Raw genomic sequence first — 26,194 nt, forward strand, 5'->3', positions numbered from 1 at the left:
ATCGCCAAAAGCTTCGCGAGCAGGCTCGCTCCCACAGGGTTTACGCAATCTTGTGGGAGCGGGCTTGCCCGCGATGACTGACTTCAAAACCCCACAGAATTACTTCTTGGCAGCAATCATCGCCAAGAATGCCGGCATCGCGGCCTCCCGGTCTGCCGCCACGCGCTGCACGTTCGGGTTACCCCCCAACCGCTCCAGCAGTGCCTTGGCCTTCGGCATCTCGGCCAACAGATCGATGCCAAACAACTTCTTGGCGACCCCGCACGCCAGCGGCACGCTGAACAGGAAATACAAATCCGCCACGCTCAAGCTGTCGCCAGCCACGTAAGGGCTGAATTTGGCGTGCCGGCCCAGCGCCGCCATCCCCAGCAACAATTCGGCTTTGGTTTTTTCCTTGATCGCTTCCGGCAGGGTCATGCCGAAAAAAGCCTCGGGATAGCAGGCCCGGCCTGGCAATTCGATGTACAACTCGATTTCCCTGGCCAGTGCCAGCACCTGCGCGCGCTCGAACGGATCGCTCGGCAGCAGCGACGTGCCTTTCTGGCTTTGCTCGATGTATTCGAGGATCACGCTGGTTTCATTGATGAAGCCCTGCTCTACCTGCAGCACCGGGACCTTTCCGCGCGGGCTGATGGCCAGTGCCTCGGGGCTGGTGCCAGCATAAAACGGTACTTCTTCGAAAGGCAGTCCTTTTTCCAGCAGCGCCAGTTTGACCATGTTGTAGTAGTTACTGACGGAGAATCCATAAAGCTTGATCATCACAAAGCCTCCAGGCCATGCGGGGTGGGCGGTGCCTGTTTATAGAACGCTGCCGGGATTCTTGCCAGCAGCATCACGCGACTGAATGCGGGTAAACTGGCCACCTTTCCCTGAGGAGCCTGCCATGAGCGAGCCAACCGATATCGATAACGACGAAGAAGAGTTCGCCGAAAGCACCCTGATCCAGGCCATCGAAAACCAGATCGAAAGCGACAACCCGCCAGCGGCCAAGGCGACGTTCAACAAGCTGACGCTGGTGGGTTACGAGCGGGAAGAAATCCTCAACCTGATGGCTCACGTTTTGGCAGTGGAAATCGACGCGATCCTCGAAGAAGACCGCGCGTTCAACACCGAATGGTACGAAGCTGCGCTGCGCGCATTGCCCGAGTTGCCGCCGGAAAAGCAGTAAGCCCACGCCCTCCCTGTAGGAGCAGCCGGTCGACGCTCGATTGCTCGCGAAAAACCCGAGAGCGCCACGGGGCATCTGGTTTACGCGTCATCGTTGACGATCTTCGCGAGCAATCGAGCGTCGACCGGCTGCTCCTACAAAGAAAAAACCCTGTCGCGAGCACTGGACATGCCGGACAAGCGGGTTCACCTTAGGGGCGCTGTCGTCCAATTCCTAGAAAGTCTGGAGTCCTTATGTCGCTTACCCCTGAGTTGGTTGCCGAACTGGAAATCCTCGCACTCTTCAACCTGGACAGTTCCCAGGAAGGTTTGAAAATTCATCAGACCGCTGCCCCAAAAGCCATTGCCGCTGCCAAACGCCTATTTGAAAAAGATCTGATCGACCAGCCTGATGGCGGCTATCTGACCAGCCTGGGTCGTGACGCCGCGCAAAATGTGCAAACCGTGCTCACCATTCTGAGAGCCGAAGAAACAGCCTGAATTCCCCCGCATCGCCCACGGAAACCCTGCTGAAGGATTTCCGTGGGCGCATTTCGATGCCCGTTGTAGCCCGCGCGATAGAAATCTGACGCCAGAAATACAAAATCAGCTTAAAAGTCTCGTGACCCAGGCGCTAAACTCCCCCTCACCTGAGCCCCCACGTCCGAGCCCTGCGAGCCGGTTTGAGCTGACATGACGCGCACCCATGAAATCCGCCCCGATCTGGACGAGGGAATCGACCGCAAGGTTCTCAGCCAGCTGCGCGCACGCTTCCTGAAACTCAACGAAGGACGCATGGCTCGCGCCATGGAAGGGTTGTCTACCCGCCAGCAAGGGGTCCTGACCTTGCTGCCGCTGTTTTTCCACGTCAACCATCCGCTGTTGCCCGGCTACGTTTCTGGCAGTACGCCGGCCGGGCTGTCGAATTTCGAGCCGGATGCCAATGTCCTCGCTGAAGCCCAGCGCCTGACCCGCTCGTTTTCCTACAAGCCGCGCCACGGCAGTAACCCGCCGAGACCGATTCACGGACTGTTCCTGATGGGCAGCCTCGGCACCCTGGCGCAGGCCGACCAGAGCGACATGGATGTGTGGGTCTGCCATGGGCCGGACCTGACCGAGAACGAACTCGCCGAGCTGCGCAAAAAATGCCAGTTGTTGGAAGCCTGGGCCGCCAGCCAAGGCGCCGAAGCGCATTTTTTCCTGATCGACCCGAGCCGTTTCGTCCGTGGCGAGCGCGATACCCAGCTGAGTTCGGAAGATTGCGGCACCACCCAGCACTACCTGTTGCTGGACGAGTTTTACCGCACCGCGATCTGGCTCGCCGGGCGGACACCAATCTGGTGGCTGGTGCCGGTCTACGAAGAGTCGAGCTACGACCGTTACACCCACACCTTGATTTCCAAACGCTTCATCCGTGCCGATGAAACCATCGACCTCGGCAGCCTGGCCTACATCCCGCCCGGCGAATTTATCGGTGCCGGGCTCTGGCAGTTGTTCAAGGGCATCGAGTCGCCCTACAAGTCGGTACTCAAGCTGCTGCTGACCGAAGTTTACGCCAGTGAGCACCCCAGGGTTCATTGCCTGAGCCTGCGCTTCAAGCAAGCGGTGTTCGCCAACCGGCTCGACCTCGACGAACTGGATCCGTACGTCGTGGTGTACCGGCGCATCGAAGAATACCTGATCGCCCGCAACGAACCGGAACGGCTGGAGCTGGTACGTCGCGCGCTGTACCTGAAGGTCAATCGCAAACTCACCGGCAACAGCCGCACCCAGAGCTGGCAGCGCTCTTTGCTCGAACGCCTGGCCCACGAATGGCACTGGGACCAGCGCCAACTGGCCCTGCTCGACAGCCGCAGCCAGTGGAAAGTCCGCCAGGTCAGCTCCGAGCGGCGTGCACTGGTCAACGAGCTGAACTACAGCTACCGCTTCCTCACCCAGTTTGCCCGTCACGAACAAACGGCCAGCCGCATCAACAAGCGCGACCTGAGTGTCCTCGGCCGTCGTCTGTACGCCGCTTTCGAGCGCAAGGCCGGCAAAGTCGAATTCATCAACCCCGGCATCGCCCCGGACCTCGCTGAAGACACCCTGACGCTGGTGTACGCCCCGAACAAGAAAGAACCGGGGCAAGGCCAGTGGGGCTTGTACAACGGCAGCCTGACGGCACTGGAGTGGGAGCATTTCGCGCCGATCAAACGCAGCCGTCACTTGCTCGAACTGCTGACCTGGTGCCACCGCAATGTCGTAATCGACAGCAGTACCCGTCTGGCCTTGCACCCCGGCACCAGCGACTTGAGCGAATTCGAACTGTTCAACTTGCTCGGCAGCCTGCAACAGACCATCGCCCTGCCCTTGCCCACCGTCGCCGAGGAACCTCTGTTGCGCGCCAGCGTGCCGAGTGAAGTGCTGATCCTGGTGAATGTCGGCATCGATCCGCTCAAGCATCATCGCGACCTGAACATCCTCATGACCACCGAGCGCACCGACTCCCTGAGCTACGCCGGTGTCCGGGAAAATCTGGTGCTGACCCTTGACCAGGTCACGCTCAATAGCTGGAACGAAGTGCTGGTCGGCCGCTACCACGGCCCCCACGCCCTGCTCGACTGTATCCGCGATTACCTCAACAACCTGCCGGCCGGGCCACAACAGCCGAAGCTGAGGGTGCGTTGCTTCTGCCATAACCGCGCGCAGTTCATTGCCCAACGGGTCGAGGAAATCCTCGATACCGCGCAGAACCTGCTGCTGAGCCGGCTCAATCATCGCTACCTGATCCAGGTCCAGCAGCACTACCACGTGCTGGAGTTGGTGCCGGGCCAGGTCCAGCACATCGCGCTGGCCACTCTGCCAGCGTTGATCGATTACCTGGGCGAGGAAGTGGCGAGTTACAGCCCACTTCACCTGGACCCAAAGGCACTGGAAGACCACGACCTCGCGCTATTCCTGCCAACGGGCCAGCCGGACTGCATTCAAGTGTTCTACCGGGTTATCGAAGATCAGGCTGATCTGTACGTGCTCGATGAGTTCAATGCCCTGTGGCAGCAACGCCTGCCCTGGCACGATGAGCAAAGCCTGCTGGTGCCGCTGCAGCGTTTCCTGCAATCGATCCAGTACCGCCGTGATGCCCTGCTGCCGATGGACGCGACCCACCCCTCAAGCCTCGACACCCTGTATTGCCAGTTGCTGCCGTCAGGTCCTGGCCGGGCGCGCCGCATCGAAGCCCGGCCGGAGCCGCAGACGCCGGTGAACAAGCCGTTCTACGACGTGCAGGCGATCGTCGGCAAAGCCGCACCGGGTCAGGTGCAGGTGACGTTGTATTGCAATCAACGGGAGTTTTCCGAACTGGAACATGGCGACCAGCTGTTCCGCGTGGTCGCCCGAGAAATCGTCGGGCAGCGCCGGGAAACCGAACGCTACCGCTGCTACATCACCGACCTCGACCTGTCAGGCCTGCTGGGCGAAGGCCAGAGTTCCACCCATCTGTACCTGCGCTACAAAGCCGACCTGGAGTACGCGTTGAACGAGGCGCTCGATCAGGTCTGAGGGATGTCACTCCGGGAACGCGCCGCCATTGGCCGGCTGCGATTCAACTTCCAGCAGCGTCAGCTTCAGGGTCTTGCCGCCCGGAGCTGGCCAATCGATGTGCTGGCCAACCTTCAGGCCGAGCAGCGCGCTGCCCACCGGCGCCAGGATCGAGACCTTGCCTTCGTCGGCGTTCGCATCCTTGGGGTACACCAGGGTCAGGTGGTAGTCCTTGCCACTGCCTTCTTCGCGGCAATGCACTCGGGAATTCATGGTCACGACATCCGCCGGCACTTCATCGTGGCCGACCAGGGTATCGGCGCGATCCAGTTCGGTTTGCAACGCAATAACGCCCGGCAGCGTGTCGTCCAGGCTGTCGATCAGACGCTCCAGACGCTGGACGTCCAGACGGGTAAGGGTGATGGAAGGTGCGGTCATGGTCTGGGCAGACTCCTTTCTTCTGCACGAAAAAAGCAAAACCCCGCCAGAAAAAGGCGGGGTTTTCATCAGCCTCGGTGGGTTGAGGCGTTTCCGGACACTATCACAGCTCAAAAAATATACAAGCCGCCACTCGGCGGCGTAGGAGCTGCCGTAGGCTGCGATCTTTTGATCTTGTTCTTCGGCAATCTTCAGAGCTGCCAAAAGATCGCAGCCTTCGGCAGCTCCTACAGAGTGTCGGCCTTGCGATTCGCCGCCTGCTCGCAGATCACCCGCCGACGCTGATCATCGGCCGAACGCCACTCACGAATATCTTCGACATGACGGAAGCAGCCCAGGCAGACTTTCTGCTCGTCCAGCCGGCACACACCGCTGCAGGGCGATGGCACCGCTTGGCTGACGTTGCTGTAGAGCGGCTTGGGCGCACGGACAGGCGCAGGCTGGGTCACGATCTCACAGACCTTCGAAATCGAGCTCGACACCGGCCTGCTGCTGGACGATACGCTCAAGCATTTCACCCAACTGCTCTTCGCTCTTGTCACACATCCAGCGCTCGCTTTCTTCGTCGTAGTCGAAGTGGAAACCACCGGACACCGCCGCCAGCCACAGCTGACGCAGCGGCTCCTGGCGACTGAAGATCAACTGGCTGCCGTTCTCGAACTTGACGGTCAGCACACCGGCCGAGCTTTCGAGGTCGATATCCAGGTCGCTCTCGTCAAAGATGTCCTCCAGGGTTTGCTGGGTGGCATCGACAAGGTCATGGAAACGCGCTTCGGACAAACTCATTACGGCAACCTCAAAAAGTGTCTGATCAGGCTCAAGCGCCGCAAGATACGACCGAGCCCCGTCGATTGCAAAGGATAACGACCAGTAGCTTACCTGTGGGAGCGGGCTTGCTCGCGATGGCGGCCTCACATTCAACATTGATGCGCCTATTATGGCCTCATCGCGGGCAAGCCCGCTCCCATAGGGTTCGATGTGCTTGCGGCCAAGCCCCGCCGGACGGGCGGTCCGTTGCATAGGCAAGCTGCCGGGTGGCCGGTATACTCTGGCGCAATTAATGCATTTTCAAGGATTTCGCCATGAAGCGCCTGATCTCTTCCTTTGCTGCGCTCCTCGCGGTTGCCTGTCTTGTGTCGGCCTGCGGTCAAAAAGGCCCGCTGTACCTGCCCGATGCAGACCAGGACCCTGTCGAGCAAGCCAAGTCGTCGCAGCAGCAGCCTGCTTCCAAAGCACACAAGCACGACGTCTACCAATAATAAGGGAACCTCATGGACGCTTTTAACTACCGTGACGGTGAACTGTTCGCGGAAGGTATTGCCCTGTCTGCCATCGCCGAGCGCTTTGGTACACCGACCTACGTTTACTCGCGCGCGCACATCGAAGCCCAATACCTGGCTTTCGCCGATGCACTGGCCGGCATGCCGCACCTGGTGTGCTTTGCTGTAAAGGCCAACTCCAACCTGGGTGTACTGAATGTCCTGGCGCGCCTGGGCGCCGGTTTCGACATCGTCTCCCGTGGCGAACTGGAACGTGTACTGGCCGCTGGCGGCAGCGCCGACAAGATCGTGTTCTCCGGCGTCGGCAAGACCCGTGACGACATGCGTCGCGCCCTGGAAGTCGGCGTGCACTGCTTCAACGTCGAATCCACCGACGAGCTGGAACGCCTGCAAGTGGTCGCCGCCGAACTGGGCGTTCGCGCGCCGATTTCGCTGCGCGTGAACCCGGACGTCGATGCCGGCACCCACCCGTACATTTCCACCGGTCTCAAAGAGAACAAGTTCGGCATCGCCATCGCCGACGCCGAAGACGTGTACGTGCGTGCCGCGCAGCTGCCGAACCTGGAAGTGGTCGGCGTCGATTGCCACATCGGCTCGCAACTGACCACCCTGCCGCCGTTCATCGACGCTCTCGACCGCCTGCTGGGCCTGGTCGATCGCCTCGGCGATTGCGGCATCTACCTGCGCCACATCGATCTCGGTGGCGGCCTGGGCGTGCGATACAAGGACGAGGAGCCGCCACTGGCTGCCGACTACATCAAGGCCGTGCGCGAGCGTCTCGACGGTCGTGACCTGGCGCTGGTGTTCGAGCCAGGCCGCTTCATCGTCGCCAACGCCGGTGTATTGCTGACCCAGGTCGAATACCTCAAGCACACCGAGCACAAAGACTTCGCCATCGTCGACGCCGCCATGAACGATCTGATCCGCCCGGCGCTGTATCAAGCCTGGATGGACGTCACTGCCGTGCGCCCGCGCACCTCCGCTGCCCGCGCCTACGACATCGTCGGCCCGATCTGCGAGACCGGCGACTTCCTGGCCAAGGATCGTCAGCTGGCGCTGGAAGAAGGCGACCTGCTGGCCGTGCATTCGGCCGGTGCCTACGGGTTTGTCATGAGTTCCAACTACAACACCCGCGGCCGTACCGCAGAAGTGTTGGTGGACGGTGATCAGGCATTTGAAGTGCGTCGCCGTGAAACGGTAGCCGAGTTGTTTGCTGGCGAAAGCCTGCTGCCGGAGTAAAACCATGCTGCTGCGTTTTACCAAGATGCACGGCCTGGGCAATGATTTCATGGTCCTCGACCTGGTCAGCCAGCACGCGCACATTCTGCCCAAGCATGCCAAGCAATGGGGCGACCGGCACACCGGCATCGGTTTCGACCAGTTGTTGATCGTTGAAGCGCCGAGCAATCCGGACGTGGATTTCCGCTATCGGATCTTCAACTCCGACGGCTCCGAAGTGGAGCAGTGCGGCAACGGTGCGCGCTGCTTCGCCCGTTTCGTGCTCGACAAGCGCCTGACCGCAAAGCGGCAGATCCGCGTCGAGACCAAGAGCGGTATCATCGAGCTCGACGTGCGTAACGACGGCCAGATCAGTGTCAACATGGGCGCCCCACGCCTGGTGCCGGCGGATATTCCGTTCCAGGCGCCGGAGCAGGCCAAGAGTTATCAGGTCGACGTCGACGGCACCCCGGTCGATCTGGCCGCCGTGTCCATGGGCAACCCCCATGCCGTGCTGCGGGTTAGCGATATCAACAACGCGCCGGTGCATGAGCTGGGCCCGAAAATCGAACATCACCCGCGCTTCCCGGCACGGGTCAATGTCGGTTTTCTCCAGGTCATCGACCGGAGCCGCGCGCAGTTGCGCGTCTGGGAGCGTGGAGCCGGGGAAACCCAGGCTTGCGGAACCGGCGCCTGTGCCGCTGCAGTGGCCGCGATCAGCCAGGGGTGGATGGATTCGCCGCTATTGATCGACCTGCCTGGCGGGCGTTTGTCCATTGAATGGGCAGGCCCTGGCCAACCGGTGATGATGACCGGCCCGGCAGTGCGCGTATATGAAGGACAAGTGCGTCTTTGAGTGAGCGAAATCCATGACCGACAAGCCTCCGGTACCCGCACGACAAGCTGACGAATCACCGTCCGAAAGCCTGGAGGCGGCGGCTGTAGCCGCGTACCTGGAGGCTCATCCGGACTTCTTCGTCGAGCATGAAGAACTGCTCCCGTCCCTGCGCATCCCCCATCGGCGCGGCGATACCGTGTCGCTGGTGGAGCGTCAGATGACCATCCTGCGCGACCGCAACATTGAACTGCGTCATCGTCTGTCGCATTTGATGGACGTGGCCCGGGACAACGACCGGCTGTTCGAGAAGACCCGTCGCCTGATCCTGGCGCTGATGGATGCCGCCAGCCTGGAAGACGTAGTGATGTGCGTCGAAGACAGCCTGCGCCAGGAATTCCAGGTGCCCTTCGTCAGCCTCATCCTGCTCGGCGACAACGCCATGCCGGTGGGCCGTTGGGTCACCCACGCCGAAGCACAAGTGGCCATCGGCGGTTTGCTCTCGGAAGACAAAAGCGTCAGCGGCAGCCTGCGCGAGCATGAACTGGACTTCCTGTTCGGCGAAGAACAGCGCAAGCAGATCGGTTCCACCGCCGTCGTCGCCATCAGCCACCAGGGCATCCACGGCATCCTGGCCATTGCCAGCCGTGATCCGCAGCACTACAAAAGCTCGGTGGGCACCTTGTTCCTGAGCTACATCGCTGAAGTCATGGGTCGCGTGCTGCCACGGGTCAACAACTCCCTGCGCTCGGTACGCTGAACATGGAACGGCAACTGGACGCTTACTGCGAACACCTGCGCAGTGAGCGGCAGGTGTCGCCGCACACGCTGTCGGCCTACCGCCGCGACCTCGATAAAGTGCTGGGCTGGTGCGTCAAACAGAATATCGGCAGCTGGACGGCGCTGGACATCCAGCGCCTGCGTAGCCTGGTTGCCCGCCTGCACGCCCAGGGTCAATCGTCCCGCAGCCTGGCGAGATTGCTGTCGGCCGTTCGCGGGCTCTATCACTACCTGAACCGCGAAGGCCTGTGCGATCACGACCCGGCCAATGGCCTCGCACCGCCCAAAGGCGAACGCCGCCTGCCGAAAACCCTCGATACCGACCGCGCCCTGCAACTGCTGGAAGGTGGTGTGGAGGATGACTTTCTGGCTCGCCGGGACCAGGCGATACTCGAACTGTTCTATTCCTCCGGCTTGCGGCTGTCGGAGCTGACGGGGCTCAATCTCGATCAGCTCGACCTGGCTGACGGCATGGTCCAGGTGCTCGGTAAAGGCAGTAAGACCCGCCTGCTGCCGGTAGGAAAAAAGGCCCGCGAGGCCCTGGAGCAGTGGCTGCCATTGAGAGCCATGACCAACTCGGCAGACGATGCGGTGTTTGTCAGCCAGCAAGGCCGCCGCCTCGGCCCCCGGGCGATCCAGGTGCGGGTCAAGGCTGCCGGCGAGCGCGAACTGGGGCAGAACCTGCATCCGCACATGCTGCGGCACTCCTTTGCCAGCCATTTGCTGGAATCCTCCCAGGACCTGCGGGCAGTGCAGGAACTGCTCGGCCACTCGGACATCAAGACCACGCAGATCTACACCCACCTGGACTTCCAGCATCTGGCCACGGTCTACGACAGCGCCCACCCACGGGCCAAACGCATTAAGGGCGACGATTCATGAGCATTCAGTTGATCACCTTCGACCTCGACGACACCCTGTGGGACACCGCCCCGGTAATCGTCAGCGCCGAAGCCGTTTTGCGTGAATGGTTGACCGAGCACGCCCCCAACCTTGGGGCTGTGCCGGTGGAGCATCTGTGGGCCATTCGCGAGCGCGTATTGAGCAACGAGCCTGGCCTCAAGCACCGCATCAGCGCCCTGCGTCGGCGGGTGCTGTTCCATGCACTGGAAGAGTCCGGTTATGGGCATGACGAAGCCTCGGACCTGGCGGACAAGAGCTTTGAAGTGTTCCTGCATGCCCGGCATCAGATCGAAGTGTTTCCAGAGGTCGAACCGACCCTGGAAATCCTCGCCAATCATTACACCCTCGGCGTGGTCACCAATGGCAACGCCGATGTGCGCCGGCTGGGCCTGGCGGATTACTTCAAGTTTGCGCTGTGCGCCGAAGACATCGGCATCGCCAAACCCGACGCACGATTGTTCCAGGAGGCCTTGCAGCGCGGTGGCGCGACCGCTGAATCGGCGGTGCACATTGGCGATCATCCGGGCGATGACATTGCCGGTGCGCAGCAGGCGGGAATGCGGGCAATCTGGTTCAACCCGGCGGGCAAGGCCTGGGAAGCCGACCGCTTGCCCGATGCGGAGATTCGCAGCCTGACCGATTTGCCGGCATTGCTGGCGCGGTGGAATTCGGTGTCGGCCTGACGAAAAAACCTGTGGGAGCGAGCTTGCTCGCGATAGCGGACTGACAGTCACCATGTCGGCGTCTGGTCTACTGCCATCGCGAGCAAGCTCGCTCCCACAGGGATCACCACAGGTTTCATATTTTTTGTATCAGGCATGAAAAAGCCCGCAGCGACGGCGGGCTTTTTCAGCAAGCGGGTAGCAGGCTCAGATAGGCCGGCTGCCGTACTTGTTATCAGGCTTCTTGGGCGGATCGGCGACCACATTGGCCTCCACTTCCTGCACCTTGCCACCCTTGGCCAAAAACTCCTCCATGGCCCGCGCGAGAGCATCGCGTTCCTTGTTCTTGGCTTCGACACTCGGCAGCTCATCGACCGATACCGCTGCCTTGGCCTTGCCTTTGGCGGCCGGAACCGGCGCATCACCACCGTCGTCTTCAGCGACGTCTTCCGCCGCTGCTTCCAGACCTTCTTCGGTTTCGTCGTCGTCGCCTACTTCGAGGTCGTCGTTTTCCAGATCATCGTCGCTCATGTTCTACCTCATGACTTGCGAAAAGCAGATTAGTTATAGCCCAGCTTTGCCCTCTGTCGAAGGCTGCAGGAAAAAATTCAACAGCCGCTGCTGACCAGCGGCTATGCCTCTTCACCGTGTACGGTGGCGAGGACTTTACGGGCACCGCCATGATCACGGTGCTCGCCCAGGTAAACGCCTTGCCAGGTTCCCAACGCCAACCGGCCTGCCGCAATCGGCAAACTGAGCTGACAGCCAAGCACGCTGGCCTTGAAGTGCGCCGGGAGGTCGTCCAGGCCTTCGTCGTTATGCTCATAGCCGTCTGTTCCTTGTGGGATCAGACGATTGAAAAATCGTTCGAAGTCGCGACGTACCGCCGGATCGGCGTTCTCGTTGATGGTCAACGACGCCGAGGTATGCTGCAGCCACAAATGCAACAGACCGACCCGACACGCCTTGAGTTCAGGCAGGCCGGCGAGTAACTCGTCCGTTACCAGATGAAAGCCCCGAGGCCTCGCCCGCAAGGTAATCAGAGTCTGTTGCCACATACAGTTCTCCGCACGTTCGGGGCGCATTCTAGCGCGCTCTGGGAAAAAACAAAGGCCCTAATATTCCTTCAATCCTGTAAGCCTTTGGCCGCACAAAAACACCCGACGTAAACATCGTAAAACCTGTAGGAAAAAACCTTTCAGCTCAGCCTTCAATGACAAATTCCAGACAAAAAAATGCCCGGCAAGCCGGGCAGGTTTTTTATGCGCTTGCTTACAAGTTGTAGCCGCGTTCGTTGTGAAGCGCCAGATCGATGCCGACCGCTTCTTCTTCTTCGTTGATACGCAGGCCCATGACCGCATCCAGCACCTTGAGGATGATGTATGTAGCGATCGCGGTGTAGATCACCGTGAAGCCCACGCCTTTGCACTGAATCCACACTTGTGCGGCAATGTCGGTCACGGTGCCGAAGCCACCCATGGACGGAGCAGCAAACACACCGGTCAGGATTGCGCCAAGGATACCGCCGATACCGTGCACGCCGAAGGCGTCCAGGGAATCGTCATAGCCGAGCTTGCGCTTGAGGGTGGTGGCGCAGAAGAAGCACACCACACCAGCTGCCAGACCGATTACCAGCGCGCCCATCGGGCCAACGGTGCCGGCAGCCGGGGTGATTGCCACCAGACCGGCAACCACGCCCGAAGCGATGCCCAGTGCACTAGGCTTGCCGTGGGTGAGCCACTCGGCAAACATCCAGCCCAGTGCAGCAGCAGCGGTAGCGATTTGAGTCACCAGCATCGCCATGCCGGCGGTGCCGTTGGCCGCAGCGGCGGAACCGGCGTTGAAACCGAACCAGCCGACCCACAGCATGGCCGCGCCCATCAGGGTGTAACCGAGGTTGTGCGGCGCCATCGGCGTGGTCGGGAAGCCTTTACGCTTGCCCAGCACCAGGCAGGCAACCAGACCTGCTACACCGGCGTTGATGTGCACCACGGTGCCGCCAGCGAAATCGAGCACGCCCCAGTCCCACATCAGGCCACCGTTGCCGGACCAGACCATGTGCGCGATCGGCGCATACACCAGGGTGAACCAGATGCCCATGAACACCAGCATCGCGGAGAACTTCATCCGCTCGGCGAACGCACCGACGATCAGCGCCGGGGTGATGATCGCGAAGGTCATCTGGAAGGTGACGAACACCGCCTCAGGGAACAGCGCCGCAGGGCCGGTCAGGCTGGCTGGCGTTATGCCGGCGAGGAATGCCTTGCCCATGCCGCCGAAGAACGAGTTGAAGTTGACGACGCCCTGCTCCATGCCCGTGGTGTCGAACGCGATGCTGTAGCCATAAATGACCCACAGGACGCTGATCAGACCGGTAATGGCGAAGCACTGCATCATCACGGAAAGAATGTTTTTCGACCGGACCATGCCGCCGTAGAACAGCGCGAGGCCGGGAATGGTCATGAACAGCACCAAGGCTGTCGAGGTCATCATCCAGGCGGTGTCGCCGGAGTTGAGGACTGGGGCCGCCACTTCGTCTGCCGCCAGAGCAAGGCTGGGCATTACGATGGACAACAGGGCTCCTAGCCCTGCGAATTTACGCAGAGTCATATTGTTTTCTCCTGGGGCGTTGGGTTTGTGGCGGCTTAGATTGCGTCGGTATCGGTTTCGCCGGTACGGATGCGAATCGCCTGCTCCAGATTGACCACGAAGATCTTGCCGTCACCGATCTTGCCGGTGTTGGCCGCCTTGGTGATGGCCTCGATTACCCGGTCCAGATCCTTGTCGTCGATGGCGACGTCGATCTTCACCTTGGGCAGGAAATCGACCACGTATTCCGCGCCGCGATACAGCTCGGTGTGACCCTTCTGCCGACCAAAGCCTTTGACTTCAGTGACGGTAATGCCCTGCACGCCGATCTCGGACAGCGACTCGCGTACGTCGTCCAGCTTGAACGGCTTGATGATGGCAGTGACTAGCTTCATGAAAACTCTCTCCCGAATTGGTGGACTTGCCCCAGGAAAACAAACCCGACTCAAGTCTAAGCGCAGTGCCTGGCTTTGTAACGCATCGTCGGCCTTACCTGCCCGTTCGACGCCAGCTAACCGCTCCTGACGAAGCACTCCCCGTGTTTCGCTTGGCGCACTGCATTCGTCACAGCGACTGCATCAGTGCATGGGTCACCAGCATCTAAGCAGAAACCTTGCCATCTCCACAAAACTCATAGTTTTCAATCTTTTGCTGGCAGATGTCTGCCATATCGCAACAACACTCGCCTGGTTACGCACAATAACGGTGCGACGCCGTCCGTCCCCATGCGCGAAAAGCGTGCGCCCTTCGCCTGCGCAAATGACTATAGACACTGCGTGATACACTGCCCGTCATTGTTTCCAGGACATTGCCCATGCTCGCGCCAAAAGACTTCCTCGACGCCCTGACCGGCACCGCCTCCCGTCTCTTCAGCGGCGACACGCCTCTGCCGAAAGCTGAAATCGAAAGCCAGTTCAAAATGTTGCTGCAGAGCGGCTTCAGCAAACTGGATCTGGTGAGTAGGGAAGAATTCGATAGCCAGATGGTTGTATTGGCGCGCACCCGGGCGCGGTTGGAGAGCCTTGAGGTGAAGGTGGCTGAGCTGGAAGCGAAGCTGAATCCGCCAACCGAATAAATTCTGATGTGAAATGCAGTCCCCTTGTGGGAGCGAGCCTGCTCGCGATTGAAGGTCGGAACGACCTTGCGCTTCACCTGTAGGAGCTGCCGCAGGCTGCGATCTTTTGATCTCAAGCCCCGCAACAATCCCGGCAAAGTCCTACAAAGTTCTCATCCGCCGTCCGATTGCTCCGCAGATCTCCGGTTCCTAAGCTCACCCTCAGCTGAATGTTCAGCACTGGGTTTGGCGACCCGGAAGCTAAAGGAGCATGACGACCATCGACGCAAGTCATGGCGGTTGTGCGTGGGAGATCTCCGGGTCTGCCGGGTTCCTTTTGCTCCGGTTCGCCAACCCGCGTACAACTGCCACCTAATTGTTTGGCGACAATTGCCGGCAGCCCTTAAGCAAAAGGAGCCGTATCAATGAATCGAGATGATGCTTACCTGATTCCGCAAGTCTTCACCCGCCACAAACTCCAACTACACGCCCTCCTAATACAAAACCAACCCTGGTTCAGCGCCCGCGACCTGGGCCGCCTCCTTCGCCTCTATATCGACGAGCGCACCGTCCGAAAACTCGATGCAGACCAACACCAAATCGCCCGAACATTCATCCACGGCAGCATCGAAAACACCCTGCTGATCAGCGAATCCGGCGTCTACGCCTTGCTGGTCTATCACTACTGCCCCGAATACCGAGCCTTACGCGAATGGCTCACCCACGAAGTTGTTCCCGCCCTGCGAGATGCCCAATACCCCACCACAACCGAACGCCCGCAACTGAGCCTGCTCAACTGGCCGGAAATGTCGTTGAGCCTGCTGCACTGGAACAACCAGCCATGGATTCGGTTGCAGGATGTGCCGCAGATGATGACAGAGCAGGATCAGGCAAGACGCCCGGTAAAACCGTGGTGGAAGCGGGCTTCACTCGTCTTGCAGTCGCTTTGAATATTTAACGTTCAACCACGCTCGATCCGGGCTGAGCGCAACTCGTAGATCGATTGCAGATTCAGCCAGAACTCGGGCGTGGTGTTCAGGTTCATGGATAGCTTCTTCGCCAGACCAGCATTGACACTGATCTGCTGACTCACCACCCCGCTTACTTCCGCCTCAGGCTCATTCAGCAAACGAGCCAAGCCCTCGATTGTAATGCCCAGCGGCGTCAAAAATTCCTCGCTGAGAATTTCGCCAGGATGAATCGGGCGCACCCCATTCCTGTTCATTCACGCCTCCCAAGGTTGCATTCAGCGAGATAATAAGCAGCAACCTTCATCCGGCAAGACCATCCACGCTCTTTCACCGACGTCCTTCATCTTTCTCGGCACGGTCCTACAAAAAGCGGCGCTCCGGCCTGATTTATCAGTCCTCACCCTTTTCTTTACGCTTTTCGCCTTGTTACTCGATAGACACTAGCAATGAGAAGAAAAGGAAAAGGCACCGAACTTCGAAACCAGACTTACAAATCAGATGCACGAAAGCTCGCATATAAAATGTTCGTCAAGGACTGTAAATCTCGGGCCAGGAAACTCAACACCGAGGCGGTTAGGTTCGACCCAATAACTCCAGCTGCGATTACTGCCTGCCTCCCATGGTTGGAAGCAGCACTCTTCCCATGGGAAAGCGTGCCGAACTGGAAGTGCAAAGATGCCAAGGGACTGGATTTGGCCATCTGGTACGAACAGAAACTATGTGGTCTGTGTTATGCCACTCCGCGTAAAAGCGCTATTTGCATAAAGATCATTCTTTTGCAGGGTCACCCAGACAGGTCTCATCCTCTTCGTGGCTTGATCGCCCCGATGGCACTGCTGGCTACAGATACCTATGCACGAATGCTGGGGTGCAAAGAAATAGAGATTCAGGATCCTGGCCCAAATGTCGTCCCCTACTACCAGAGCCTCGGATTCAGCTTCGACCAGAACAATCGACTTGTCATTTACCTGGACGATTAATAGTATCGATCTCACTCCCAGGCACAGGAGGTGTCCATGATTCACAGAAAGCGCAAAGCCAAGCTTTTACTCATCATTCAATATCATGCTGAAGCACTTCGGCTAGGCGGCAAGATTTCAGCCAATCAACAACGATTTCTTGATGTCGCTGCGGCTCACGGCAAAGACCTTGAACCTCCGGGCTTACTTGCCGGTAAAAGAGCCTGAAACCGCCTACCAAAGAACCGCCTGAATGGCGGTTCTTTCTGCCCGCCCGTCCGGCGATGGCTCGCAACATCCTGCGAAAATTCACCTTCTCTCACGCCACGCGAAATGCTCATCTCCTGACTACCCTTGAAAAACCGCAGGAAGCGGCTCCCCGTAATTTCAAGGAACGACCATGTCCCTCTCCATCGTCCACAGCCGCGCCCAGATTGGCGTGGATGCGCCCGCCGTTACCGTCGAAGTCCATCTGGCCAACGGTCTGCCCTCGCTGACGATGGTCGGCCTGCCCGAAGCGGCGGTGAAGGAAAGCAAGGACCGGGTGCGTAGCGCGATCATCAATTCGGGGCTGCAATTTCCGGCGCGTCGGATCACGCTGAATCTGGCGCCAGCGGACTTGCCCAAGGATGGCGGGCGGTTCGATCTGGCGATTGCCTTGGGGATTCTCTCGGCCAGTGTGCAGGTGCCGACCCTGACACTGGATGACGTGGAGTGCCTGGGAGAGTTGGCGCTGTCAGGTGCGGTGCGGGCGGTTCGCGGGGTGTTGCCGGCGGCGCTGGCGGCACGCAAGGCCGGGCGTATGCTGGTAGTCCCGCGAGCGAATGCCGAGGAGGCATGCCTGGCGTCGGGGTTGAAGGTGATTGCGGTGGATCATCTGCTTCAAGCGGTCGCGCATTTCAATGGCCACACGCCCATCGAACCCTACGCCTCCAACGGTTTGCTCTACGCCAGCAAACCCTACCCAGACTTGAATGAAGTTCAGGGGCAACTTGCGGCCAAGCGAGCCTTGCTGATTGCGGCGGCGGGGGCTCATAACCTGTTGTTCAGCGGGCCGCCGGGGACGGGAAAAACGTTGTTGGCGAGTCGTCTGCCGGGGCTGTTACCGCCATTGGCCGAGAGCGAAGCGCTGGAAGTCGCAGCGATTCAATCGGTCGCCAGCTGTGTGCCACTGAGCCATTGGCCACAGCGCCCCTTCCGACAACCACACCATTCCGCCTCAGGACCGGCACTGGTGGGCGGTGGCTCGAAACCACAACCGGGCGAAATCACCCTCGCTCACCATGGCGTGCTGTTCCTCGATGAACTCCCGGAATTTGATCGCAAGGTATTGGAGGTGTTGAGAGAGCCACTGGAATCCGGCCACATCGTGATTTCCCGTGCCAAGGACCGCGTACGCTTCCCGGCGCGCTTTCAACTGGTCGCCGCGATGAATCCCTGCCCCTGTGGATATCTTGGCGAACCGAGTGGCCGTTGTTCCTGTACGCCGGACATGGTTCAGCGCTATCGCAACAAACTGTCGGGGCCACTGCTGGATCGTATTGATCTGCACCTGACGGTTGCTCGCGAAGCCACGGCATTGAATCCTGCGTTAAAACCCGGCGACGACACTGCCACCGCCGCCGAGTTGGTTGCCGACGCACGAGAACGGCAACAAAAGCGCCAAGGCTGTGCCAATGCCTTTCTCGACTTGCCGGGCCTGCGCAGACACTGCAAGTTATCCACAACAGACGAAACCTGGCTGGAGACGGCGTGTGAACGACTGACCTTGTCACTGCGAGCGGCCCATCGACTGCTCAAAGTAGCGCGCACTCTTGCGGACCTTGAACAAGTCGATGAGATCAGACGCGAGCACTTGGCCGAAGCGCTGCAATATCGGCCAACAAGCCAGTAGCTCAAATTTGTAAGTATTTTTTTGAGAAAAACGTCATTCCCAAGTGTTTTTTTCGACCAGTAAGCGGTTTTTCGGAAAGATGGCGAAAATCAACCCTTGGTAAGGTCAACCAACGGCGTCTGCCGCACCTCAGTCTCCCGCCCACCTTGAATCTCGCTCACCTGCTTCAACGCCTTATCCACAGCGGTCTTATCCGCCAGCAAGCCGTAGCTGATGCGGAACTGCTTTTGCTCCTTCGGCCCAATCATTGGCACCAGGTTCAGTGGCCGTTGATACCGGCGGTTGTAGGAAAAACTCGTGCCTGGCTCCAGCCCCGTGACATAGCCCTGCCCTTGGGTATCGGTGTTTTTCCACAGCGAGAACACGGGCAGTGTTTGAGTGTTGAAACCGACCGAAACGCCCAGGCTTCCGGCCTTGTTATGCAGGACGGTCAATGTATCGCCCTTGGCATCGGCGTACGGCACTACGTTGTAAACCGTTTCGTCGTAGTCCTTGGTCGGTGCGCGGTAGGTTTGCCAGTCCGGCAAATCGCTTTTGGCTTTATCGTTGAACGGCGACACCTGTTTCACCGGCGCAACGAAGCGGGCGCCCTGCTCCAGGAATGGGGTGCTGAAGTTGCTGTGATACAGCGCCTGGTATTCCTTTGGATAGTCGCCGTTGTTGGTCAGGGTGTCGTTGAGGGCGAACGCTACGCTGCCGGGCTCGGTGACCAGTTCGGTCGCGACCGAGAAGTCGACTTTCTTGAAAGCCTGCTCTTTCAGCTCGCCGCGCAGGCTGATGGCGTACGGTGGTTTTTCATCGATGTGCAGGGTGACTTTGTTGGCCGGGATATTGGCAGCGCGACCGTGCAGGGTCAGCAGTTCGCCGTTGTCGATGCCGGGATGGCCGACCCATTCGTAGCCGCAGCGGGTGACCAGTTCATTGAAGCCTTCCAGCCAGCCCAGGCCACCACGGCCGTTGAGCTCTATGAAGGACGGATTGACCACTTCCTTGACTGGCGAATCCCAACCCATGCGCACGTTACCGACCGAGGCCTGCAGGACGTTCATGCCGCGAGTTGGAACTACCGAAAGTTTCATCGTGCCGTTATCGATGTCGACGATGCTGACGCCTTCCTGCCGACCGCCGTGCAAGGTGCGCAGGGTCACGCTGAAAGGTTTGTCGATTTTTACGCCGAGTTGCTGGCTGGTGATTTGCCAGTTCTGGGCGGCTTTGTCGGTGTCGAGCAGGACGTAATCCCAGGCTAGGGCTTGGGAGGCAGCGGACAGTGCGCTGAGGGCAACGAAGAGTTTGAGTGGGGTCATGGCAATAGCCTTTCTTGGAGTTGTGCCATTTTTATAGACCTGATGAAACGTTTCAGCAAGCATAAAAGTCGAGACATCGGTGGCTTCATCGTTCAGCTCAGATGCACGACATCCGGCAATTCCATGGACCGGACTTCGTTTTGCAGAAAGTCACTGAGCCGGCGCATGCGTTCGCCGCCGGGCCGGGTTTTCGGCCATACCAGGTAATAACACTCGCCACTGGCGACGGCGGTTGGCCACGGCAAACTCAGGCGTCCCTGGGCCACATCCTCCGCCACCATCAGCAAATCGCCCATGGACACGCCATAACCCCGCGCGGCGGCGATCATGCCCAGTTCCAGGGTATCGAACACCTGTCCGCCCTTGAGCGACACCTGATCGGCCAGTCCCATGCGTTCCAGCCAGTTGCGCCAGTCGCGGCGGTCCGGCGTCGGGTGCAGCAACTCGGTGTTGGCCAGACGCTCGACATCCCAGGGCTGGTCGCCCCGCAGGTTGGGCGCCCCGACCGGGATCAATTCCTCGGGGAACAGGTAACTCGCCTCCCAGTCCGGCGGAAAATGTCCGTTACCCAGCAGCACCGCACAGTCGAACGGCTCGTCGTTGAAGTCCACCGAATCGATGTCCATCCACGCACTGGTCAGTTGCACTTCGTTACCCGGTTGCAGATGACGGAAGCGACTGAGGCGCGCCAGCAACCAGCGCATGGTCAGGGTCGACGGGGCTTTCATGCGCAAGATGTCGTCTTCGGCGCGCAAGGTATTGCAGGCGCGCTCCAGGGCGGTGAAGCCTTCGCGAATGCCCGGCAACAGCAAACGGGCCGACTCGGTCAATTGCAGATTACGGCCACTGCGGTGAAACAAGCGGCAGGCAAAATGCTCTTCGAGCGTACGAATATGTCGGCTGACCGCACTTTGGGTAATCGACAGCTCTTCGGCCGCGCGGGTAAACGAGCTGTGCCGCGCCGCCGCTTCGAATGCGCGCAGGGCATACAAGGGAGGAAGACGACGGGACATTGGGAAAGCTCCTACTGCGGGTTTCGCCCACCCTAGCAGAAACTCTCCAGAATGAGTTTGAATCATGCCATCCATCCTTTTTATCCCTTTGTGCAAACCGCGCAGAGCGCCGAGAATCGGTGCTTTCCTGTTCCCTTTGATAATCGAGCGTGATGACCATGCAGCATCCAGCACGTACTGAACTCTGGGCCATCCTGCGGCTGGCGGGGCCGCTGATTGCCTCGCAGTTGGCGCACATGCTGATGGTCCTCACCGACACCCTGATGATGGCGCGCCTGAGTCCCGAAGCGTTGGCCGGTGGCGGGCTCGGTGCGGCGACCTACTCGTTCGTGTCGATTTTCTGCATTGGCGTGATCGCAGCGGTAGGTACGCTGGTGGCGATCCGTCAGGGTGCCGGCGATATTGTCGGGGCTACCCGGCTGACCCAGGCTGGGTTGTGGCTGGCGTGGCTGATGGCGCTGGTCGCCGGTTTGCTGCTGTGGAACCTCAAACCGGTGCTGCTGCTGTTCGGCCAGACCGAAAGCAACGTCCATGCGGCCGGGCAGTTTTTGATTTTCCTGCCGTTCGCCCTGCCTGGCTACCTGAGCTTCATGGCCCTGCGCGGGTTCACCAGCGCCATTGGTCGTGCGACGCCGGTGATGGTCATCAGCCTCGGCGGTACGGTCGCCAACTTCTTGCTCAACTATGCGCTGATTACCGGGATGTTCGGCCTGCCGAAACTGGGGCTGACGGGCATCGGGTTGGTCACGGCGATTGTCGCCAACCTCATGGCACTTGCGCTGGCGTGGCACATTCGTCGGCATCCGGCTTATGAGGCCTATCCGCTGCGCCAGGGCCTGTCGCGGCTGAACCGCCAGTACCTGAAGGAGCTGTGGCGCCTGGGCCTGCCGATTGGCGGTACCTACGCGGTGGAAGTCGGTCTGTTTGCCTTCGCCGCGCTGTGCATGGGCACCATGGGCAGTACGCAACTGGGCGCACACCAGATCGCCCTGCAAATCGTCTCGGTGGCGTTCATGGTCCCGGCGGGTATTTCCTACGCAATCACGATGCGCATCGGCCAGCACTACGGCGCCGGGCAACTGCTGGATGCGCGGCTGGCCGGGCGGGTCGGCATTGCGTTCGGGGCGGCGGCGATGCTGTGTTTCGCCATGGTCTTCTGGCTATTGCCAAACCAGTTGGTCGGCCTGTTTCTCGACCACAACGACCCGGCGTTTCGCGATGTCATCAACCTTGCCGTGAGCCTGCTGGCGGTGGCGGCATGGTTCGAGTTGTTCGACGGCGTGCAAACCATTGCCATGGGCTGCATTCGCGGACTCAAGGATGCCAAGACCACTTTCCTCGTCGGTCTGGGTTGCTATTGGCTGATTGGCGCACCGGCGGCGTGGTGGATGGCGTTCCACCTGGACTGGGGGCCAACGGGTGTCTGGTGGGGCCTGGCGCTGGGGCTGGCGTGTGCAGCGGTGAGCCTGACCCTGGGGTTTGAGTGGAAGATGAAGCGGATGATCAAGCGGGACACGACGTCAGAGCAGCGCTTCGAGGTCGCTCAGACAGACTCATATCCCTTGTAGGAGTGAGCCTGCTCGCGATAGCGAACTATCAGCCGACATGAATGTTGACTGACCTGGCCTCATCGCGAGCAGGCTCACTCCTACAGGGGGTCGTGGGGTTTTTAACTCACGATTTCCAGCATCGACTGCTGATTGCTGCCAAACGTCAGATACTCCACCAGCTCGGCCAGCGGCAATGGCATGCTGATCAAATATCCCTGCACCTGATCGCATTCAAACCCACGCAGCAGATCCAGTTGCTCCGGCGTTTCCACGCCTTCTGCGACCACCTCAAGGTTGAGGTTGTGCGCCAGGTTGATCATCGCGTGGACCAGTTTGCGGTTTTCCTCACGCTGTTCCATGCCGCCGACAAAGCTCTTGTCGATCTTCAGCAAGGTGATCGGCAAGCTGTTGAGGTGTACGAACGACGAGAACCCGGTGCCGAAGTCGTCGAGGGAGAAGCGCACCCCGAGGCGCCCAAGGGCGTCCATGGTCTGCTTGACCAGATCGCTGCGGCGCATCACGGCGGTTTCGGTCAGTTCGAACTCCAGCCACTGCGCCTCGACACCGCGCTCGGCAATCAGACGACTCAGGGTCGACAGCAACTGGCTGTCCTGGAACTGCCGGAACGACAGGTTGATCGCCATGTGCAACGGCGGTAAACCCAGTTCAAGCAGCGCCTGCATGTCGCGCAAGGCCCGGGAAATCACCCAGTAGCCCAGCGGCACGATCAGGCCGCTTTGCTCAGCCAGCGGCACAAACTCGCTCGGCGGCAACAAGCCGCGCTCGGCATGCCGCCAGCGCACCAACGCTTCGAGGCCGACGATCTGCCCGTCTTCGAGGTTCAGCCGTGGCTGGTAGTGCAATTCCAGTTCATCGCGACGCAGTGCCCGGCGCAGCTCGGTTTCGAGGTCGGCGATGCTGCGGGCATTGCGATTGATGCGTTCGTTGAAAATGTGAAAGGTGCAGCCCTGGGTGCTTTTGGCCTGCTGCATGGCGATGTGTGCATGCCACATCAGCGGATCCGCATCGGTCTGGGCCCGGGCGTAGGCGATGCCCAGACTGGAACCGATCAGCAGGCTTTCGCCATCGACCCAATAAGGTTCGGCCAGCGCTTCGCTGATGCGCTCGGCCATCCACTCGGCACGCTGGGGAGCGCGACGGGTGTCGATCAGCAGAGCGAATTCATCACTGCCCAGGCGCGCCAGTTGATCGCCGACCTCAAGCTGGCACTTGAGCCGCGCCACCACTTGCAAGATCAGGCGGTCACCGGCCTGATGGCCGAGGGCATCGTTGGCGTAACGGAAATTGTCGAGGTCGAGATGACCGAGGGCCAGGCCACGACCGTCGTTTTCCGCCAGCCGCGCCGTCAGCAGGGTCTGGAAGCCCTGGCGGTTGGCGATGCCCGTGAGCGGATCTTGCTCGGCCAGGCGTTGCAGAGTGTTTTCCAGGACGCCCCGCTCGCGCACATGGCGCAGGCAGCGGCGCAACATGCCGGAATCAAGCAGATCGCGCACCAGCCAGTCACTCACACCGTCGGGCGGGGTCAGCGGTTCATGGTCGAGCAGCAACACCGTCGGCAGGCTGCAACGGCCCGGCGCCGGTTGAAGTTGCGGGATGGTCAATAACACCGCGCTGCGGTTGTCATCGAACAGGCTGCTGACCGACTCCCAACTCGGCGCGCTGATGAGAACGGCCGAGCTCCCCATAGGAACCAGACACTCGCGCAACAACGCTGCCCACGCTGGCTCTTCAGCCAGTAGCAGCAAACGCAAGGGTTCGACAGGCGTAGACAAGCTAGCTCCCTAGACTCTGCAAAGATGTAGGCGACGGGCATTATGCCGTTCCGATGATCAATGACAATGACATCAGTTGGCAAAACGAGCCCTTTGTATCCGGAATTACGAACATTAGCCGCAAATCCGTTGCGCATCCTGCGTGAAAGTAACAAAACCGGCGATTACAGATAGCGTGCTACGTCACAAGTCGGACAGAGCAGCACAATTCGCTGAGCCTGTTAAAATGCCGGCCCATTTTGTGACTGACTCCTGAATTTACCTATGTCCCGACTCAATCCCCGGCAGCAAGAAGCCGTGAGCTACGTCGGCGGCCCTCTTTTGGTGCTCGCCGGTGCAGGCTCCGGCAAGACCAGCGTGATCACGCGCAAAATCGCGCATTTGATCCAGAACTGCGGCATTCGCGCCCAGTACATCGTCGCCATGACCTTTACCAACAAGGCCGCCCGCGAAATGAAGGAACGGGTCGGCACCCTGCTGCGTGCCGGTGAAGGTCGCGGGCTGACGGTCTGCACGTTCCACAACCTGGGCCTGAACATCATCCGCAAGGAGCACGTGCGGCTGGGCTACAAGCCGGGCTTCTCGATCTTCGACGAGACCGACGTCAAGGCCCTGATGACCGACATCATGCAGAAGGAATACTCGGGCGACGACGGCGTCGACGAGATCAAGAACATGATCGGCGCCTGGAAAAACGACCTGATCCTGCCGGCCCAGGCCCTGGAAAACGCGCGCAACCCCAAGGAACAGACCGCCGCCATCGTCTACACCCACTACCAGCGCACGCTCAAGGCGTTCAACGCGGTGGACTTCGACGACCTGATCCTGCTGCCGGTGAAGCTGTTCGAAGAGCACGCCGACATCCTGGAAAAGTGGCAGAACAAGGTGCGTTACCTGCTGGTCGACGAATACCAGGACACCAACGCCAGCCAATACCTGCTGGTGAAAATGCTCATCGGCAAACGCAACCAGTTCACCGTGGTAGGCGACGACGACCAGTCGATCTACGCCTGGCGCGGCGCTCGCCCGGAAAACCTGATGCTGCTCAAGGACGACTACCCATCCTTGAAAGTGGTGATGCTGGAGCAGAACTACCGCTCCACCAGCCGCATCCTGCGCTGCGCCAACGTGCTGATTTCGAACAACCCCCACGAATTCGAAAAACAGCTGTGGAGTGAAATGGGTCACGGCGACGAGATCCGCGTGATCCGCTGCCGCAACGAGGATGCCGAGGCCGAGCGCGTGGCCATGGAAATCCTCAGCCTGCACTTGCGCACCGACCGCCCGTACAGCGATTTCGCGATCCTGTATCGCGGTAACTACCAGGCCAAGCTGATCGAGCTGAAGTTACAGCATCACCAGGTGCCGTATCGCCTGTCCGGCGGCAACAGCTTTTTCGGGCGTCAGGAAGTAAAAGACCTGATGGCCTACTTCCGCCTGATCGTGAACCCGGACGACGACAACGCGTTCCTGCGGGTGATCAACGTGCCGCGCCGTGAGATCGGTTCGACCACGCTGGAGAAGCTGGGCAACTACGCCACCGAGCGCAAGATCTCGATGTACGCCGCCACCGACGAGATGGGTTTGGGCGAGCATCTGGACAGCCGCTTCACCGATCGCCTGTCGCGCTTCAAGCGTTTCATGGACCGGGTGCGCGAGCAGTGCGCCGGCGAAGACCCGATCTCGGCCCTGCGCAGCATGGTCATGGACATCGACTACGAGAACTGGCTGCGCACCAACAGCTCCAGCGACAAGGCTGCCGACTACCGCATGGGTAACGTCTGGTTCCTGATCGAAGCGCTGAAAAACACCCTGGAAAAAGACGAAGAAGGCGAGATGACCGTCGAGGACGCCATCGGCAAACTCGTCCTGCGCGACATGCTCGAGCGCCAGCAGGAAGAGGAAGACGGCGCCGAAGGCGTGCAGATGATGACCTTGCATGCGTCCAAGGGACTGGAGTTCCCCTACGTGTTTATCATGGGCATGGAGGAGGAAATCCTCCCGCACCGTTCCAGCATCGAAGCCGACACCATCGAAGAAGAGCGTCGCCTGGCCTACGTGGGCATTACCCGCGCGCGCCAGACCCTGGCCTTCACCTTCGCCGCCAAGCGTAAGCAGTACGGCGAAATCATCGACTGCGCGCCGAGCCGCTTCCTCGATGAACTGCCGCCGGACGATCTGGCCTGGGAAGGCAACGACGACACACCGACCGAAGTCAAAGCCGTGCGGGGCAACAACGCATTGGCGGATATACGCGCGATGTTAAAGCGCTAGAATTGACCACTTTTT

The 26,194-nt window shown here is 60.0% G+C and carries 28 protein-coding genes; 16 read left to right on the top strand and 12 right to left on the bottom strand.

Features of this window, described 5'->3' with window-relative positions; translation table 11 throughout:
* Positions 1-99 precede the first annotated feature (99 nt).
* Entirely contained in the window at positions 100-759 is a 660-nt protein-coding gene (locus tag WHX55_RS29980; protein WP_150757478.1) for a glutathione S-transferase, read from the bottom strand.
* A 124-nt stretch (positions 760-883) separates the two neighbouring features.
* Between WHX55_RS29980 and WHX55_RS29985 the strand changes: the two genes are divergently transcribed.
* The 3 genes from WHX55_RS29985 to WHX55_RS29995 all read left to right on the top strand — a co-directional run bounded on the left by WHX55_RS29985 (position 884) and on the right by WHX55_RS29995 (position 4,683).
* A complete protein-coding gene (locus WHX55_RS29985; RefSeq protein WP_046039010.1) occupies positions 884-1,168 on the top strand; it encodes a hypothetical protein in 285 nt (94 codons plus the stop codon).
* A 233-nt stretch (positions 1,169-1,401) separates the two neighbouring features.
* On the top strand, positions 1,402-1,647 hold the full coding sequence (locus WHX55_RS29990) for a TIGR02647 family protein (protein ID WP_150724924.1): 246 nt from the start codon (positions 1,402-1,404) through the stop codon (positions 1,645-1,647).
* A gap of 192 nt (positions 1,648-1,839) precedes the next feature.
* Positions 1,840-4,683 carry a class I adenylate cyclase gene (locus WHX55_RS29995; RefSeq protein WP_353741767.1) on the top strand — a complete coding sequence of 948 codons (2,844 nt, stop codon included), beginning with the start codon at positions 1,840-1,842 and terminating at the stop codon, positions 4,681-4,683.
* 6 nt (positions 4,684-4,689) lie between these two features.
* On the opposite strand, the gene rnk is transcribed toward WHX55_RS29995, so the two are convergent.
* From rnk to cyaY, 3 genes are all read right to left on the bottom strand, one after another.
* Positions 4,690-5,100 (bottom strand): nucleoside diphosphate kinase regulator, encoded by a 411-nt coding sequence (gene rnk / locus WHX55_RS30000; RefSeq protein ID WP_008050852.1) that lies wholly within the window; start codon positions 5,098-5,100, stop codon positions 4,690-4,692.
* Between the two features lie 227 nt (positions 5,101-5,327).
* Positions 5,328-5,549, bottom strand: a complete 222-nt coding sequence (locus tag WHX55_RS30005) for a DUF1289 domain-containing protein (protein ID WP_150753866.1) — start codon at positions 5,547-5,549, stop codon at positions 5,328-5,330.
* A gap of 4 nt (positions 5,550-5,553) precedes the next feature.
* Positions 5,554-5,886, bottom strand: coding sequence for an iron donor protein CyaY (gene cyaY / locus WHX55_RS30010; RefSeq protein WP_008050853.1), 333 nt, complete (start codon positions 5,884-5,886; stop codon positions 5,554-5,556).
* Positions 5,887-6,182: 296 nt separating this feature from the next.
* Between cyaY and WHX55_RS30015 the strand changes: the two genes are divergently transcribed.
* Genes WHX55_RS30015 through WHX55_RS30040 form a run of 6 tightly spaced genes read left to right on the top strand, consistent with a single transcriptional unit; the run spans position 6,183 to position 10,799 of the window.
* Positions 6,183-6,359, top strand: a complete 177-nt coding sequence (locus tag WHX55_RS30015; RefSeq protein WP_150724921.1) for a lipoprotein — start codon at positions 6,183-6,185, stop codon at positions 6,357-6,359.
* Between the two features lie 12 nt (positions 6,360-6,371).
* A complete protein-coding gene (gene lysA, locus WHX55_RS30020) occupies positions 6,372-7,619 on the top strand; it encodes a diaminopimelate decarboxylase (protein WP_150753865.1) in 1,248 nt (415 codons plus the stop codon).
* A 4-nt stretch (positions 7,620-7,623) separates the two neighbouring features.
* Complete coding sequence (gene dapF / locus WHX55_RS30025) at positions 7,624-8,454, top strand: diaminopimelate epimerase (protein WP_150753864.1); 831 nt, start codon at positions 7,624-7,626, stop codon at positions 8,452-8,454.
* A gap of 13 nt (positions 8,455-8,467) precedes the next feature.
* A complete protein-coding gene (locus WHX55_RS30030; RefSeq protein WP_150724918.1) occupies positions 8,468-9,193 on the top strand; it encodes a DUF484 family protein in 726 nt (241 codons plus the stop codon).
* 2 nt (positions 9,194-9,195) lie between these two features.
* Positions 9,196-10,095, top strand: a complete 900-nt coding sequence (gene xerC, locus WHX55_RS30035; protein ID WP_353741768.1) for a tyrosine recombinase XerC — start codon at positions 9,196-9,198, stop codon at positions 10,093-10,095.
* Positions 10,092-10,799 carry an HAD-IA family hydrolase gene (locus tag WHX55_RS30040; protein ID WP_353741769.1) on the top strand — a complete coding sequence of 236 codons (708 nt, stop codon included), beginning with the start codon at positions 10,092-10,094 and terminating at the stop codon, positions 10,797-10,799. Before xerC ends, WHX55_RS30040 begins: the two co-directional genes overlap by 4 nt.
* A 186-nt stretch (positions 10,800-10,985) precedes the next feature.
* On the opposite strand, the gene sutA is transcribed toward WHX55_RS30040, so the two are convergent.
* The 4 genes from sutA to glnK form a co-directional block, all read right to left on the bottom strand.
* Entirely contained in the window at positions 10,986-11,309 is a 324-nt protein-coding gene (gene sutA, locus WHX55_RS30045) for a transcriptional regulator SutA (protein ID WP_046038997.1), read from the bottom strand.
* A gap of 101 nt (positions 11,310-11,410) precedes the next feature.
* Positions 11,411-11,836 carry a secondary thiamine-phosphate synthase enzyme YjbQ gene (locus WHX55_RS30050; protein WP_150724915.1) on the bottom strand — a complete coding sequence of 142 codons (426 nt, stop codon included), beginning with the start codon at positions 11,834-11,836 and terminating at the stop codon, positions 11,411-11,413.
* A gap of 214 nt (positions 11,837-12,050) precedes the next feature.
* Positions 12,051-13,388, bottom strand: a complete 1,338-nt coding sequence (locus WHX55_RS30055) for an ammonium transporter (protein ID WP_150724914.1) — start codon at positions 13,386-13,388, stop codon at positions 12,051-12,053.
* Positions 13,389-13,423: 35 nt separating this feature from the next.
* Complete coding sequence (gene glnK, locus WHX55_RS30060) at positions 13,424-13,762, bottom strand: P-II family nitrogen regulator (RefSeq protein WP_002555808.1); 339 nt, start codon at positions 13,760-13,762, stop codon at positions 13,424-13,426.
* A gap of 419 nt (positions 13,763-14,181) precedes the next feature.
* Here glnK and WHX55_RS30065 point away from each other — a divergent pair, with 419 nt between their 5' ends.
* Both WHX55_RS30065 and WHX55_RS30070 read left to right on the top strand, forming a co-directional pair.
* Entirely contained in the window at positions 14,182-14,442 is a 261-nt protein-coding gene (locus WHX55_RS30065) for an accessory factor UbiK family protein (RefSeq protein ID WP_150753861.1), read from the top strand.
* Between the two features lie 404 nt (positions 14,443-14,846).
* Complete coding sequence (locus tag WHX55_RS30070) at positions 14,847-15,371, top strand: Bro-N domain-containing protein (RefSeq protein WP_150757476.1); 525 nt, start codon at positions 14,847-14,849, stop codon at positions 15,369-15,371.
* An 11-nt stretch (positions 15,372-15,382) separates the two neighbouring features.
* On the opposite strand, the gene WHX55_RS30075 is transcribed toward WHX55_RS30070, so the two are convergent.
* Positions 15,383-15,646 carry a HigA family addiction module antitoxin gene (locus tag WHX55_RS30075; protein WP_150757475.1) on the bottom strand — a complete coding sequence of 88 codons (264 nt, stop codon included), beginning with the start codon at positions 15,644-15,646 and terminating at the stop codon, positions 15,383-15,385.
* A 192-nt stretch (positions 15,647-15,838) separates the two neighbouring features.
* On the opposite strand from WHX55_RS30075, the gene WHX55_RS30080 reads away from it, so the two are divergent.
* The 3 genes from WHX55_RS30080 to WHX55_RS30090 all read left to right on the top strand — a co-directional run bounded on the left by WHX55_RS30080 (position 15,839) and on the right by WHX55_RS30090 (position 18,245).
* Positions 15,839-16,372 (top strand): N-acetyltransferase, encoded by a 534-nt coding sequence (locus WHX55_RS30080; RefSeq protein WP_150757474.1) that lies wholly within the window; start codon positions 15,839-15,841, stop codon positions 16,370-16,372.
* A gap of 36 nt (positions 16,373-16,408) precedes the next feature.
* Positions 16,409-16,579, top strand: coding sequence for a hypothetical protein (locus WHX55_RS30085; RefSeq protein ID WP_191624900.1), 171 nt, complete (start codon positions 16,409-16,411; stop codon positions 16,577-16,579).
* Between the two features lie 172 nt (positions 16,580-16,751).
* Positions 16,752-18,245, top strand: coding sequence for a YifB family Mg chelatase-like AAA ATPase (locus WHX55_RS30090; RefSeq protein ID WP_150757473.1), 1,494 nt, complete (start codon positions 16,752-16,754; stop codon positions 18,243-18,245).
* Between the two features lie 89 nt (positions 18,246-18,334).
* Here the strand turns inward: WHX55_RS30090 and WHX55_RS30095 are convergent, their stop codons facing one another.
* The gene (locus WHX55_RS30095; protein WP_150724910.1) at positions 18,335-19,549 is read right to left on the bottom strand and encodes an aldose 1-epimerase family protein; all 1,215 of its coding nucleotides are present in this window, start codon (positions 19,547-19,549) and stop codon (positions 18,335-18,337) included.
* 92 nt (positions 19,550-19,641) lie between these two features.
* Positions 19,642-20,562 (bottom strand): LysR substrate-binding domain-containing protein, encoded by a 921-nt coding sequence (locus tag WHX55_RS30100; RefSeq protein WP_150724909.1) that lies wholly within the window; start codon positions 20,560-20,562, stop codon positions 19,642-19,644.
* A gap of 158 nt (positions 20,563-20,720) precedes the next feature.
* On the opposite strand from WHX55_RS30100, the gene WHX55_RS30105 reads away from it, so the two are divergent.
* Complete coding sequence (locus WHX55_RS30105) at positions 20,721-22,130, top strand: NorM family multidrug efflux MATE transporter (RefSeq protein ID WP_150724908.1); 1,410 nt, start codon at positions 20,721-20,723, stop codon at positions 22,128-22,130.
* Positions 22,131-22,231: 101 nt separating this feature from the next.
* Here WHX55_RS30105 and WHX55_RS30110 read toward each other — a convergent pair whose 3' ends face one another.
* Positions 22,232-23,905: a bifunctional diguanylate cyclase/phosphodiesterase gene (locus tag WHX55_RS30110; RefSeq protein WP_150724907.1), complete on the bottom strand. Its 1,674-nt coding sequence runs from the start codon at positions 23,903-23,905 to the stop codon at positions 22,232-22,234.
* A gap of 264 nt (positions 23,906-24,169) precedes the next feature.
* Between WHX55_RS30110 and rep the strand changes: the two genes are divergently transcribed.
* Positions 24,170-26,179 (top strand): DNA helicase Rep, encoded by a 2,010-nt coding sequence (gene rep, locus WHX55_RS30115; protein WP_150724906.1) that lies wholly within the window; start codon positions 24,170-24,172, stop codon positions 26,177-26,179.
* Positions 26,180-26,194: the final 15 nt, after the last annotated feature.

Origin of the sequence: Pseudomonas fluorescens, assembly GCF_040448305.1 — a bacterium.
Taxonomy (GTDB): domain Bacteria; phylum Pseudomonadota; class Gammaproteobacteria; order Pseudomonadales; family Pseudomonadaceae; genus Aquipseudomonas; species Aquipseudomonas fluorescens_BH.

Bases quoted from the DNA above. Each gene is read 5' to 3' on its own strand.
- WHX55_RS29985 (WP_046039010.1), top strand. From the start codon at position 884: ATGAGCGAGCCAACCGATATCGATAACGACGAAGAAGAGTTCGCCGAA.
- lysA (WP_150753865.1), top strand. From the start codon at position 6,372: ATGGACGCTTTTAACTACCGTGACGGTGAACTGTTCGCGGAAGGTATT.
- WHX55_RS30065 (WP_150753861.1), top strand. From the start codon at position 14,182: ATGCTCGCGCCAAAAGACTTCCTCGACGCCCTGACCGGCACCGCCTCC.
- cyaY (WP_008050853.1), bottom strand. From the start codon at position 5,886: ATGAGTTTGTCCGAAGCGCGTTTCCATGACCTTGTCGATGCCACCCAG.
- rep (WP_150724906.1), top strand. From the start codon at position 24,170: ATGTCCCGACTCAATCCCCGGCAGCAAGAAGCCGTGAGCTACGTCGGC.
- sutA (WP_046038997.1), bottom strand. From the start codon at position 11,309: ATGAGCGACGATGATCTGGAAAACGACGACCTCGAAGTAGGCGACGAC.
- WHX55_RS30015 (WP_150724921.1), top strand. From the start codon at position 6,183: ATGAAGCGCCTGATCTCTTCCTTTGCTGCGCTCCTCGCGGTTGCCTGT.
- WHX55_RS30075 (WP_150757475.1), bottom strand. From the start codon at position 15,646: ATGAACAGGAATGGGGTGCGCCCGATTCATCCTGGCGAAATTCTCAGC.
- WHX55_RS30040 (WP_353741769.1), top strand. From the start codon at position 10,092: ATGAGCATTCAGTTGATCACCTTCGACCTCGACGACACCCTGTGGGAC.
- glnK (WP_002555808.1), bottom strand. From the start codon at position 13,762: ATGAAGCTAGTCACTGCCATCATCAAGCCGTTCAAGCTGGACGACGTA.
- WHX55_RS30100 (WP_150724909.1), bottom strand. From the start codon at position 20,562: ATGTCCCGTCGTCTTCCTCCCTTGTATGCCCTGCGCGCATTCGAAGCG.
- WHX55_RS30050 (WP_150724915.1), bottom strand. From the start codon at position 11,836: ATGTGGCAACAGACTCTGATTACCTTGCGGGCGAGGCCTCGGGGCTTT.
- WHX55_RS30085 (WP_191624900.1), top strand. From the start codon at position 16,409: ATGATTCACAGAAAGCGCAAAGCCAAGCTTTTACTCATCATTCAATAT.
- WHX55_RS30105 (WP_150724908.1), top strand. From the start codon at position 20,721: ATGCAGCATCCAGCACGTACTGAACTCTGGGCCATCCTGCGGCTGGCG.
- rnk (WP_008050852.1), bottom strand. From the start codon at position 5,100: ATGACCGCACCTTCCATCACCCTTACCCGTCTGGACGTCCAGCGTCTG.
- WHX55_RS29990 (WP_150724924.1), top strand. From the start codon at position 1,402: ATGTCGCTTACCCCTGAGTTGGTTGCCGAACTGGAAATCCTCGCACTC.
- WHX55_RS30095 (WP_150724910.1), bottom strand. From the start codon at position 19,549: ATGACCCCACTCAAACTCTTCGTTGCCCTCAGCGCACTGTCCGCTGCC.
- WHX55_RS30030 (WP_150724918.1), top strand. From the start codon at position 8,468: ATGACCGACAAGCCTCCGGTACCCGCACGACAAGCTGACGAATCACCG.
- dapF (WP_150753864.1), top strand. From the start codon at position 7,624: ATGCTGCTGCGTTTTACCAAGATGCACGGCCTGGGCAATGATTTCATG.
- WHX55_RS29995 (WP_353741767.1), top strand. From the start codon at position 1,840: ATGACGCGCACCCATGAAATCCGCCCCGATCTGGACGAGGGAATCGAC.
- WHX55_RS29980 (WP_150757478.1), bottom strand. From the start codon at position 759: ATGATCAAGCTTTATGGATTCTCCGTCAGTAACTACTACAACATGGTC.
- WHX55_RS30070 (WP_150757476.1), top strand. From the start codon at position 14,847: ATGAATCGAGATGATGCTTACCTGATTCCGCAAGTCTTCACCCGCCAC.
- WHX55_RS30080 (WP_150757474.1), top strand. From the start codon at position 15,839: ATGAGAAGAAAAGGAAAAGGCACCGAACTTCGAAACCAGACTTACAAA.
- WHX55_RS30090 (WP_150757473.1), top strand. From the start codon at position 16,752: ATGTCCCTCTCCATCGTCCACAGCCGCGCCCAGATTGGCGTGGATGCG.
- WHX55_RS30055 (WP_150724914.1), bottom strand. From the start codon at position 13,388: ATGACTCTGCGTAAATTCGCAGGGCTAGGAGCCCTGTTGTCCATCGTA.
- xerC (WP_353741768.1), top strand. From the start codon at position 9,196: ATGGAACGGCAACTGGACGCTTACTGCGAACACCTGCGCAGTGAGCGG.